The organism is Ancylobacter lacus (assembly GCF_018390635.1).
Lineage (GTDB): Bacteria > Pseudomonadota > Alphaproteobacteria > Rhizobiales > Xanthobacteraceae > Ancylobacter > Ancylobacter lacus.
Genome location: NZ_JAHBGE010000044.1, coordinates 276,935 through 288,401, shown reverse-complemented (window position 1 = coordinate 288,401; position 11,467 = coordinate 276,935). Strand labels below are relative to the sequence as shown.

The window sequence follows — 11,467 nt, the reverse complement described above, 5'->3', positions numbered from 1 at the left end:
GGTCAGGGCGCCGGCGAGACGATGCCGATGCGGCTCGGCTCCAGCAGCGGGCGCGCGGCATCCGAGCGGCGGATCATCGCCTGCGCGTCCGGCAGCAGATAGGGGCTGTCCCAGGAGCCCTGGACCACGAAGGGAAGGTCGAAGGGCTGCTCGTCGGACTGCGACGGGCGCACCAGCGCCGCCGTGCCGTTGAGATCGAGGGTGCGGTCGGCGATCGAGATTTCCCCGCCCACCGCGATCCGCACCACGGAACTCTCGGCGGTGAGCTGGTCAAGCTGCACCGTGCCGCGGTGAATGGTGGCCTTGGCGTTGAGCTGGTCGAAATCGGTGTTGCCGCCGCGCAGGCTGGACCCGCCGGAAAGCGGGCGGCGCTCCAGCCGGGTGAGCACGCGGCCGACATCGATGCCGACCAGCGCGCCATTGCTGGCATCGAGCGTCAGGGCGCCCTCCAGATTTGTCACGATCTCGGCCACGCTGGCCCCGCCGCCTCCGGCGAGAATGCGGAAGCTGCCGACGCCCTGGAGGTGTTGCTGCCGCGCGATGCTCGCCAGCGCCGCAGCGAGGTCGACATCGGTGCCGACGATCTCGGCGCGCATCTCGCCGCCGCCCCGTCCGGCACGCGGCGTGAGATTGGCCGATGCCCGCAGGGACCCGTTCCAGCCCTCCGCCTCGCCGATCGCCAGCGACAGCCGGCCCGCCTTCAGCAGCGCGCTCGCCGCCACACGGGCGAACCGGGAGTCGCCGGCAATCACCCGGCCGGCCGAGAGCCGAAGATCGAGGTCGAATTCCCGCAGGCGGCCGACATCGATCGGGCTCGCATTCCACTGCTCGCCATCGGGCTCGGACATCGCCATGCGGCCATAGGGGGAGAGATCGAAACTGTCGGCGGCAAAGCTGCCCTGGACGATGGGGCGGCCCTTTTCGATCCGCACCGTCATGCCGCCGTCGCCCCGGTTGCCGTCAAGCTCCAGCCTTGCGTCGCTGAGCGCCACCGAATTGCCCGAGGCCAGCGCGCGGGCCCGCAGCGAGAAGGGGCCGAAACCCTCCTCGGTCGGGGCATCCGTGCCGAGCCAGCTCATCGCGTCACGAAGCCGGGACGAGGCGACGGAGAGGTCGCCATCGGCATAGATGCCACCGCCGGAAAGCCGGCAGGACCCCTTGTAGGTCAGCGCCACCGGCGCGCCGGAGATGGACAGCGAGGCGGACGCCGCCCGCCCCCGTGCGAGGGCGGCGAGGTCGGCGAGGTCGAGGTCGAAGGCCATGGTCTGGCCGCGCCAGACCACCTCGCCTTCCGCTTCCAGCGAACGGCCGCCACGCCAGCGCAGGTCGCCGTTCAGTTCGCGCAGCACGATCTCGTTGACGCCGTCATGCGTCAGCAGGACCGTGCCGTTGCGCACCCGCATATGCACCGACGGCGCCTCGCGACCGAGCGTCGCAGCGAGCGCGTTCCAGGGATCGAGGCTGTCGCTCACGGTGCCGGCGACGACGATGCGCGGCGAATCAAGATCAATCCGCGCCGCCCGCACCCGGCCGGCGAGCAGCGGCATGAACTCGAGGATGACGCGGGCATGGGGAATATCGAGCGTGGCGCTGCCGGGGGCGCCGAACGCCACATGGGCCATCACGATCGCCGGCCGGGGAAAGGCCGAAAACGTCACGGGGCCATCGAGCGTTGCGGGCTGGCCGGTCGCCAGCTCCAGCGCGGCCTGGGCTTCCGCCTGCAGGCGGCTTTCCGGCGCGAGCTTCGGCGCCATCGCGGCCGCGCCGAAGGCGACCACGATGATCAGCAGGAGGATCGGAACGATACGTTTCATTACGAATCAGTCGTGCCCTAGGTTCCGGGCACGCGCAATACGCATCGGAAACCGCGCGCGCACCCAACAGATCCGCCGCTTCCCGTGCGCACCAGACCCGCCCGGTCCTGCACCCCCCTCTTCGGGCAGCACGTTCGACCGGTTCTGTGTCTGTTTGATGGCCTGACAGCGCACGGCGGTGCGGCTATGAATTCGAGCAGGAATGAGGGAAGGCACGCGCAGGCATGCCGTGCCAGAGCGGGAGAGCCGAGCATGTCGCAAGGGACCGATGGGCCGCTGTGGATACCCGGCCCGGAGCGGGTCGCAGCCAGCGCCATCACCGCCCTCATCGCGCGGGTCAATGCCGACCACGGCACCTCGCTGGGCGATTATGCCGGCCTCCACGCCTGGTCGGTCGCCGAGCCCGCCGCCTTCTGGCGGGAGGTCTGGCGCCTTGGCGAAGTGATCGGCGAGCCCGGCAGCGTCGCGCTGGAAAATCCCGGCCAGATGCCGGGCGCGCACTTCTTTCCCGACGCGCGGATCAACTACGCCGAGAACCTGCTGCGCCCGCGCGATGGCGGCGAGATCGCGCTCATCTTCCGCGGCGAGGACAAGGTGGAACGCCACATGTCCTTTGCCGAGCTGACCGCGCTGGTGTCGCGGCTGCAGCAGGCGCTGAAGGCGGCCGGCGTCGGCATCGGCGACCGGGTGGCGGCCACCATGCCGAACCTGCCGGAGACCATCGCGGTGATGCTGGCGGCCAGCTCGCTCGGCGCGGTGTTCTCCTCCTGCTCGCCCGACTTCGGCGAGCGCGGCATTCTCGACCGCTTCGGCCAGATCGAGCCGACCGTCTACGTCGCCTGCGACGGTTACTGGTACAATGGCAAGCGTGTGAGCATCGGCGAGAAGCTGCGCGCGGTGGTGCCCAAGCTGCCGAGCGTCGTGCGCACGGTGGTCGTGCCCTATCTGGGCGAGGCCGAGGAGATCGCCGCCGACCTGCCCAACGCGGTGAGCCTCGATGGTTTCATCGCCCCGTTCGCGGCCGGCCCCCTCGCCTATGAGCGGCTGCCTTTCAACCACCCGCTGTTCATCCTGTTCTCCTCCGGCACCACCGGCGTGCCGAAATGCATCGTGCACGGCGCGGGGGGCACGCTGCTCCAGCACATCAAGGAGCACCGGCTGCACTGCGACCTGCGCCCGGGCGACCGGCTGTTCTATTTCACCACCTGCGGCTGGATGATGTGGAACTGGCTGGTCACCGGCCTCGCCAGCGGGCTGACGCTGTGCCTGTTCGACGGCTCGCCCTTCGCCCCCCGCCCGTCCGTGCTGTTCGACTACGCCGAGGCCGAGCGGTTCGCCCTGTTCGGCACCTCGGCGAAGTACCTCGATTCGCTGCACAAGGAGGGGGTCCGCCCGATCGAGACGCACGACCTCTCCGCGCTGAGGGCGATCACCTCGACCGGCTCGCCGCTGGCGCCGGAGAGCTTCGGCTTCGTCTATGAGGGCATCAAGCGGGACGTCCACCTCGCCTCCATCTCGGGGGGCACCGACATCGTCTCCTGCTTCGTGCTGGGCGACCCCACCGCCCCGGTCTACAAGGGCGAAATCCAGTGCGCCGGCCTCGGCATGGCGGTGGATGTCTGGTCCGACGAGGGCCAGCCGCTGCGCGGCGAACGCGGCGAGCTGGTCTGCACCCGGCCGTTCCCCTGCATGCCGGTGATGTTCTGGAACGACCCGGAGGGGGCCAAGTACCGCGCCGCCTATTTCGAGCGCTTCCCCGATGTGTGGTGCCACGGCGACTTCGCCGAATGGACCAGCCATGGCGGGCTGATCATCCACGGCCGCTCCGACGCCACGCTGAACCCGCAGGGTGTGCGTATCGGCACCGCCGAGATCTACGCCCAGGCCGAGCAGGTGCCGGAGATCGTCGAATCCCTCGCCATCGGCCAGGAGTGGGACAATGACGTGCGCATCGTGCTGTTCGTCCGGCTGAAGCCGGAGGCCAACCTCGACGCCGATCTGGAAAAGCGCATCCGCGCCCAGATCCGCACCGGCGCCTCGCCACGCCACGTACCGGCGAAGATCGTCGCGGTGGCGGACATCCCGCGCACCCGCTCCGGCAAGATCACCGAGCTGGCGGTGCGCGACGTGGTCCACGGCCGGCCGGTGAAGAACACCGAGGCGCTCGCCAACCCGGAGGCGCTGGAGCTCTACCGCGACCGTCCCGAACTGGCGACCTGATCGCCGCCGCGCGACAACCGGGCGAGCAGGATGACCGGGGCGAGGCCGACCAGCACGATGAGCAGCGCCGCCAGGGCGCCGTCCTCATAGGTGCCGCGGGCGGCCTCGCCATAGACGTGGCTTGCCAGCGTCTCCAGATTCAGCGGGCGCAGCATCAGGGTCGCCGGCAGCTCCTTCATGCAGTCCACGAACACCAGCAGCGCCGCGGCGCCGAGCGCCGGGCGCAGCAGCGGCAGATGGATGCGCCGCACCATGCCGGGGGGCCGCTCGCCGAGGCTGCGCGCCGCCATGTCGAGGGTTTCGCCGATCTTGCCGTAGCCGGCTTCCAGCGACCCCACCGGAATGGCGAGGAAGCGGATGGTGTAGGCCAGCACCAGCGCCGCCCCGGAGCCGGAGATCAGCAGCCCCGGGGCGAGGCCGAACAGGGCGGCACCGAGCGTGGCGAGCGCGTTGTCGAGCTTGGCCAGCGGCACCAGCAGCCCGACGGCCAGCACCGTTCCCGGCACGGCATAGCCGAGCCCGGCCAGTCGCCCCGCCACCGCGGAGCCAAGCGCCCCGGTGCGGCGGGCCACCACCACCAGCGCGCCAAGACCGAGCGCGACCAGCGTGCCGAGCGCGGCGAGCAGCGCCGTCGCCCCCGCCTCCGCCAGCAGCCCCTCGGGAAGACGGCCATGGAACTGGTAGCGTCCCAGCGCGGTGTGCAGGAGATGGCCGGCCGGCAGCAGGAAGCCGAGCGCCACCGGCAGCAGGCAGGCGAGGAAAGCCCCCGCCGCCGCCGGGCCGCCGAGCCGGCGGCGCAGCGTCGGGTGGGCCCGCCCGCCCACCGCCCCGACCCGGAGCTGCCGCCGGCCCCAGCGCTCCGCCAGCGTCAGCGCCACCACGATCGCCAGCATCACCAGCGCGATCTGCGCCGCGCCGGGCAGATCGGAGCGATTCAGCCAAGTCGAATAGATCGACAGCGTCAGCGTCTGCACGCCGAGGAATTCGGAGGCGCCGATATCGTTCACCGTCTCCATCAGCGCCAGCGTCAAGCCGACGACGATGGCGGGGCGCGCCAGCGGCAGCGCGATGCGGCGGAAGGTGGCGGCCGGGCCGAGGCCGAGGGTGCGCGCCGCGTCCAGCGCGGCGGCGGTCTGCACCAGAAAGGCCGAGCGCGCGGTGAGATAGACATAGGGGTAGAGCACCAGCCCGAGCAGCACGATGCAGCCCCACAGCGAGCGCACCTCCGGCAGGGGCAGGTCGCGCGGGCTCGTCATCCCCAGCGCGGCGCGGATCGCGGTGGGGATCGGCCCCAGCGGGTGCACGGCGTCGAGATAGACATAGGCCTGGATGTAGGTCGGCACCGCGAGCGGCAGCAGCAGCGCCCATTCGAACACGCCGCGGCCGGGAAAGCGCGCGGTGGCCACCAGCCAGGCGGTGCCGGTGCCGATGACCGTGACCACGACGCCGACGCCGGCGACCAGCAGCGCGGTCTGTGCCAGCGCCTGCGGCAGCACATAGACCAGAAGATGCGGCCACAGCGCCGTCGAACCGGACGCCGCGATGGCCGCCAGTGCGAGCAAGGGTGCCAGCACCACCCCCACCACCGCCCAGACGGCGCCCCGCAGCAGCGGCAGCGGCGCACGCCGCCGCGACCGGGAGGCTGCCGTCAGGAGGGCCGGGGCGGCCCCCGGCGCTGCGCCCGTGGCCGTCAATTGTCGAAGCCGACCTTGTCGATCAGGTCCGCCGCCGCCTTGCGGGCACCGGCGACCTTGACGAGATCGACATTGTCGACCTTGAGCGGACCGAAGGCGGCGATGATCGGATCGACCGGCGCGCCCGGCACCACGGGGTACTCGAAATTGCCCCGGGCATAGAGGTCCTGCGCCGCCGGGGAAACGAGGTATTCCAGCAGCTTCACGGCATTGGCCCTGTTCGGCGCGTTGGCCGCCACCACGGCGCCGGAGACGTTCACATGGGTGCCGCCGCCTTCGAAGGTGGGCAGGATCACGTTGATCGCCTCGGCCCACTTCTCCTGGTCCGGCCCACCCTTGCCCGAGCGCATCAGCCCGACATAGTAGGAATTGCCGACGCCGATATCGCAGATGCCGCCGAGGATGTCGCGGGCGTTCTCGCGATCGCCGCCGGCCGGCTTGCGCGCGAGGTTGGCCTTCACCCCCTTCAGCCACTCCTCGGCCTTCGCCTCGCCGTGGTGGACGATAAAGGCCGCGATCAGGGCGGTGTTGTAGGGGTGCTTGCCGGAACGGATGCAGAGCTTGCCCTTCCACGCCGGGTCGGCGAGCCCCTCATAGGTCAGCGCGGTGTCCTTCACCCGGTCCTTCGAGACATAGGCCACGCGGGCGCGGGCGGAGAGCGCGAACCAGCGGCCGTCCGCGCCGCGCAGATTGGCCGGAATGGCGGCGTCCAGCACCGGCGAGGCGATCGGCTGGGCCACGCCCTGGTCGACGATATCAAGCAGATTGCCGATATCCACGGTCATCAGCACGTCCGCCGGGGAGGCCGCGCCCTCCGCCTTCACCCGCTCGACCAGACCGTCCTTGATGAAGACGCTGTTCACCTTGATGCCGGTGGCCGCGGTGAAGCCGTCGAACAGCGGCTTGGCGAGGCCCGGCTCCCGGGTGGTGTAGATGTTCACCACCTCCTCGGCCGCGACCGGGCCCGCCGTCAGGCCGGCGGCCAGACCAAGGACGGCCGCAGCGGCGAGAAATCGGCGCCGGGTGGCGCGCAGGGAGGGGGCGAGACGGTGGCGCATCGGTGATCTCCGGGTTCAGCCATGAGCGGCGCTCCCGGACGGGCGGCAGCGCCGGCTACGGCATCTAGAGAAGACATGACCCAGGGTCAATCAAAAGATGAGTGAATTCAATACGTTAGAAATTTTCCAATGAACAGCCACCCGCCATGGAGCTATGGCAGGCGCTTCCATGGGGATGCGGGATGCGGCAAGGAGCCGGGGCGGCGGCGGAATGAAAAGGGCGGCCGTACGGCCGCCCTGTGGGTCGTATCGGTCGGGCCGGGACGCACTCAGTCGTCGAGATCGCCGATATGGTGCTGGGCGTAGAGCTGAAGGCCGATCTGCCCGATGAGGTCGAGCTGGGTTTCGAGGAAGTCGATATGGCCTTCCTCATCCGCCATCAGCGCCTTGAAGAGGTCGCGGCTGGGGTAGTCCTGCACGGTCTCGGCGTAGGTGGCGGCTTCCTGATAGAGCGAGCGGGCCTCGAGTTCGGCCGCGAGGTCGCACTCGATGACCTCCTTCACATTCTGGCCGATGCGCAGCGGATCGAGCACCTGCAGATTGGGGAAGCCCTCGAGGAACAGGATGCGGTCGATGAAGCGATCCGCGTGGTGCATTTCCTCGATGGACTCGGCACGCCACTTGGCGGCCAGCTTCTTGTAGCCCCAGTTGTCCAGCATGCGGAAATGCAGCCAGTACTGGTTGATGGCGGTCAGCTCCGACCTCACTCCGCGATTGAGATAGTCGATAACCTTGGGATCGCCCTTCATGGCCGCGGCCTCCTGATCACATGAACCCGACCTGTTTAGAGTCTCTCTAAAGAGAGCGCCAGCCGGTAAACGGGATTTTACCGACGAAACCGGGCTATGGAAGCCTTCCAATGCCAAAGAATGGCGTTGCCCCGGCTATTCCGCCGCCGCCGCGTGGCCGGCCGCCGCCGGGCATTCCAGCGGGCAGGCGCCGCAGGCGGAGCCGAGCGCCTGATCGATGATGGAGCGGATGGTGCGGGCGCAGCGGCCGCATTGCGGGCTGCAGCCGAGGCAGCGATACACCTGGCCCGCCGTCCGCACCGCCGCACCGGGGCCGGCGACGGCATCGCGGACCTGAGTGTCCGACAGCACATTGCAAGAGCACACGATCATCGCGCCAACGCACCTGAAGTGATGAGCTTGTTAGAATAATTCCAAACAAGCCTGTCATCTTCCGTTGTCGCGCTACAGCTCGCGGCCGTCAACGGGCAAATGCGTATCTGGCGATAGAGTGATCGAATAATACTGGCTTCGCGCCAGCTTTACATTTTACTTCTTCCAGACTGCGCAGCGTGAAGGCGCAGCGTCTATCCCGCGCCGTCGGCATGGGGCGCGATGGGATCGCTGGAGAGCCGGGCGAACAGCAGGTGATCCTGCCACACCCCGTTGATGCAGAGATATTCCCGGCCATAGCCCTCCTGCCGGAAACCGACCCGCCGCAGCAGCCGGATCGAGGGCTCGTTGTGCGGCAGGCAGGCCGCCTCGATCCGACGCAGCCCGAGGCTGCCATGGGCGAAGGGCAGCAGCGCCGCCACCGCCGCGCTCATATGGCCCTTGCCGGCGTGGTCCTGCCCCATCCAGTAGCCGAGGCTGGCGGTCTGGGCGACGCCCCGGCGCACATTGGAAAGGGTCAGCCCGCCCAGCAGCGCCTGGTCCTCCAGCCGGAAGACGAGGAAGGGATAGGCCTGGTCCTCCCGCACATCCCGGGCGTAGCGCCGCAGCCGCCGGCGGAACGCGCCGCGGGCGAGGTCATAGGCCGGCCACAGCGGCTCCCACGGCGTGAGGAAGGCCCGGCTGCGCTCGCGCAGCGCCGCCCATGCCGCATAATCCGACATCACGGGCGCCCGCAGCAGCACGCCGCGCCCCTCGATCAGGGGCGGCGAATCCGGCCAGGCGACAACGCGGAAGAGAGCCATGAGGGTGCGCCGTCTTGCGGCGGCCGCTAGGCCGCCTTTACGTCAAGACGTTCGACGATGCGGGCAGCGGTTTCAAGTGTCTTGCCCGGCCCGAGCGCGACGAAGGTCGGCCGGCCCTGCCCGAGCAGGCGGCGCCCCGCCGCCCGCGCGTCGGCGAGCGTGACGGCTTCCAGCCGCGCCACGATCTCCTCCAGCGGGATCGGCCGGCCAAAGGCCAGCATCTGCCGCGCGAGCTGGTCGGCCCGCGCGCCGGAGCTTTCCAGCGCCGTCAGCAGCCCCACCTTCGCCTGCGCCTTGGAACGGGCGAGTTCGGCCTCGCTCATGGTCTCGCTGCACTGGCCGATCTGATCGATCACCACATCGGTCAGTTCGGACACGTCGCCGCCGTCGGTGCCGGCGTAGATGCCGAACAGGCCGCTGTCGCCATAGGCCCAGTGGAACGAATAGACGGAGTAGCAGAGCCCCCGGCTCTCCCGCACTTCCTGAAACAGCCGGGAGGACATGCCGCCGCCGAGCACATTGGTGAAGATCTGCAGCGCGTGGAAGCCGGGATCGCGGAACGACAACCCCTCCAGCCCCACAAGCAGGTGCGCCTGTTCGAGATCGCGCCCGCCGCCGATCCGGGTGCCGCCCTGGTAGCGCGCCGCCGCCGGCTCCGGCTTGGCCTCCGCCGGGAAGCGGGCGAGCCGGCCGGCGACCTCCGCCACCACCCGCTCATGCTCCACCGCGCCGGCCGCGGCGACGATGGCGCGCGGGCCGCGATAGTTGCGGTCGAGATAGGCCTGGAGCTGGGCGGGACCGAAGGAGCGCACCGTCTCCGGCGTGCCGAGGATCGAGCGGCCGATCGCCTGCTCGGGGAAGGCCCGCTCCTGGAACAGGTCGAACACCAGATCGTCCGGCGTGTCGAGCGCGGCGCCGATCTCCTGCACGATCACATTGTGCTCGCGGGCGAGCTCCTCGGCATCGAACGCCGGCTCGGTCAGGATGTCGGCCAGCACGTCGATGGCGAGCGGCACGTCCTCGCCCAGCACCCGGGCGTGGTAGGCGGTGTGCTCGACGCTGGTGGCGGCGTTGATGTCGCCCCCCACCGCCTCGATCTCCTCGGCGATGGCCCGGGCGCTGCGCCGCCGCGTGCCCTTGAACGCCATGTGCTCCAGAAGGTGGGAGATGCCGTGCTCGTCCGGCCGCTCGTCGCGCGCCCCCGCGCCGACCCAGATGCCGAGCGAGGCGGTCGCCAGATGCGGCATGGCGTCGGTAATGACGGTCACGCCGTTGTCGAGCGTGGAAATACGCGGCACGCCGCCGGCCTCGCGGTCCGTCATGCCCCGGCTCCCGCCCGCGCGTGGCGGGAAATATACGTCTCGATCGCGGCGAGATCGTTCGGCAGCACCGGCGTGCGCTCCGGCCGCTCGTAGAGATCGGCGAGGTGCGGCGGCAGCTGCGGGCGCTCGCCGCAGGCCCGTTCCACCGCGTCGGGGAACTTGGCGGGGTGCGCGGTGGCAAGCACCACCTGGGGCACATGGGGATCGTGCCGGACCCGCTCGGCGGCGCTCACCGCGACCGCGGTGTGGGGATCGAGGAGATAGCCGGCCTCGCGCCGCACCCGGGCGATGGTCGCCGCGGTCTGTTCCTCGTCGCTGCGCAGCGCGTCGAACTCGGCCCGGATCGCCTCCAGCGCCGCCGTGGGCGGGGCGAAGGAGCCGGATTGCGCCAGCGTCGCCATCAGCCCGCGCAGCGCGCCGGCGTCGCGGTCCAGCGCGTCGAACAGCAGGCGCTCGAAATTCGACGACACCTGTATGTCCATCGAGGGCGACGAGGAGGGCACCACGCCGGTGACGTCATAGCGCCCGGTCTCCAGCGTGCGGGCGAGGATGTCGTTCACATTGGTCGCAACCACCAGCCGGTCGACCGGCAGGCCCATGCGCTTGGCGACATAGCCGGCGAGCACGTCGCCGAAATTCCCGGTGGGCACGACGAAGGAGAGCGGCCGGTGCGGCGCCCCGAGCGCGGCACCCGCGGCGAAATAATATACCACCTGCGCGACGATCCGCGCCCAGTTGATGGAGTTCACCCCCGCCAGCGCCAGACGGTCGCGGAAGGCGTGGTGGTTGAACATCGCCTTCACATGGGCCTGACAGTCGTCGAACGTGCCCTCGATGGCGATGGCATGGACATGGGGGCTGTCGACGGTCGTCATCTGCCGGCGCTGCACCTCGGAGACGCGGCCGGCGGGATAGAGGATGAAGACATCGGCCCGCGCGCTGTCGCGGAAGGCCTCGATCGCGGCGCTGCCGGTGTCGCCGGAGGTGGCGCCGACGATGGTGGCGCGGGCGCCGCGTGCCGCCAGCGCATGGTCCATCATGCGGCCCAGCAGCTGCATGGCGACGTCCTTGAACGCCAGGGTCGGCCCGTGGAACAGCTCCAGCACGAAGCGGTTGGGCGCGATCTGCACCAGCGGCGTCACGGCGGGGTGGCGGAAGCCGGCATAGGCGGCCTCCAGCATCGGGCGCAGCACCTGGACCGGAAACAGCTCATCGGCGAACGGGGCGATGACGCGCTCCGCCGTATCGGCATAGCTGAGCCCGGCGAGCTGCGCGATCTGCGCGGGCGCCAGCACCGGAAACTGCTGCGGGACATAGAGGCCGCCGTCGCGGGCGAGGCCCGCCAGCAACGCATCGGTGAAAGCGAGGACGGGAGCTTCCCCCCGGGTCGAGACGTAGCGCAACGGCGCCTCCGTGAATGCGCCGGCAACCTAGT

General features: G+C 70.1%; 9 protein-coding genes. 1 reads left to right on the top strand and 8 read right to left on the bottom strand.

Annotated features, from left to right (window positions below; translation table 11 throughout):
* Positions 1-2: 2 nt before the first annotated feature.
* Entirely contained in the window at positions 3-1,814 is a 1,812-nt protein-coding gene (locus tag KHC27_RS10185) for an AsmA family protein (protein WP_213338569.1), read from the bottom strand.
* A gap of 252 nt (positions 1,815-2,066) precedes the next feature.
* Here KHC27_RS10185 and KHC27_RS10180 point away from each other — a divergent pair, with 252 nt between their 5' ends.
* Positions 2,067-4,034 carry an acetoacetate--CoA ligase gene (locus KHC27_RS10180; protein ID WP_213338567.1) on the top strand — a complete coding sequence of 656 codons (1,968 nt, stop codon included), beginning with the start codon at positions 2,067-2,069 and terminating at the stop codon, positions 4,032-4,034.
* Here KHC27_RS10180 and KHC27_RS10175 read toward each other — a convergent pair.
* The 7 genes from KHC27_RS10175 to thrC form a co-directional block, all read right to left on the bottom strand.
* The gene (locus tag KHC27_RS10175; protein WP_213338999.1) at positions 4,004-5,686 is read right to left on the bottom strand and encodes an ABC transporter permease; all 1,683 of its coding nucleotides are present in this window, start codon (positions 5,684-5,686) and stop codon (positions 4,004-4,006) included. The two genes, KHC27_RS10180 and KHC27_RS10175, sit on opposite strands and share 31 nt — an antisense overlap.
* Before the next feature lie 38 nt (positions 5,687-5,724).
* Positions 5,725-6,786 (bottom strand): extracellular solute-binding protein, encoded by a 1,062-nt coding sequence (locus tag KHC27_RS10170; protein WP_213338565.1) that lies wholly within the window; start codon positions 6,784-6,786, stop codon positions 5,725-5,727.
* 269 nt (positions 6,787-7,055) lie between these two features.
* Complete coding sequence (gene bfr, locus KHC27_RS10165; RefSeq protein WP_213338562.1) at positions 7,056-7,535, bottom strand: bacterioferritin; 480 nt, start codon at positions 7,533-7,535, stop codon at positions 7,056-7,058.
* A 135-nt stretch (positions 7,536-7,670) separates the two neighbouring features.
* A complete protein-coding gene (locus tag KHC27_RS10160; RefSeq protein WP_213338560.1) occupies positions 7,671-7,907 on the bottom strand; it encodes a (2Fe-2S)-binding protein in 237 nt (78 codons plus the stop codon).
* A gap of 194 nt (positions 7,908-8,101) precedes the next feature.
* Positions 8,102-8,710: a GNAT family N-acetyltransferase gene (locus KHC27_RS10155; protein WP_213338558.1), complete on the bottom strand. Its 609-nt coding sequence runs from the start codon at positions 8,708-8,710 to the stop codon at positions 8,102-8,104.
* A 26-nt stretch (positions 8,711-8,736) separates the two neighbouring features.
* Complete coding sequence (locus KHC27_RS10150; RefSeq protein WP_213338556.1) at positions 8,737-10,032, bottom strand: M16 family metallopeptidase; 1,296 nt, start codon at positions 10,030-10,032, stop codon at positions 8,737-8,739.
* Positions 10,029-11,435 (bottom strand): threonine synthase, encoded by a 1,407-nt coding sequence (gene thrC, locus KHC27_RS10145; protein ID WP_213338553.1) that lies wholly within the window; start codon positions 11,433-11,435, stop codon positions 10,029-10,031. Before thrC ends, KHC27_RS10150 begins: the two co-directional genes overlap by 4 nt.
* Positions 11,436-11,467: the final 32 nt, after the last annotated feature.

Bases quoted from the DNA above. Each gene is read 5' to 3' on its own strand.
- bfr (WP_213338562.1), bottom strand. From the start codon at position 7,535: ATGAAGGGCGATCCCAAGGTTATCGACTATCTCAATCGCGGAGTGAGG.
- KHC27_RS10180 (WP_213338567.1), top strand. From the start codon at position 2,067: ATGTCGCAAGGGACCGATGGGCCGCTGTGGATACCCGGCCCGGAGCGG.
- KHC27_RS10160 (WP_213338560.1), bottom strand. From the start codon at position 7,907: ATGATCGTGTGCTCTTGCAATGTGCTGTCGGACACTCAGGTCCGCGAT.
- KHC27_RS10150 (WP_213338556.1), bottom strand. From the start codon at position 10,032: ATGACGGACCGCGAGGCCGGCGGCGTGCCGCGTATTTCCACGCTCGAC.
- KHC27_RS10185 (WP_213338569.1), bottom strand. From the start codon at position 1,814: ATGAAACGTATCGTTCCGATCCTCCTGCTGATCATCGTGGTCGCCTTC.
- KHC27_RS10170 (WP_213338565.1), bottom strand. From the start codon at position 6,786: ATGCGCCACCGTCTCGCCCCCTCCCTGCGCGCCACCCGGCGCCGATTT.
- KHC27_RS10155 (WP_213338558.1), bottom strand. From the start codon at position 8,710: ATGGCTCTCTTCCGCGTTGTCGCCTGGCCGGATTCGCCGCCCCTGATC.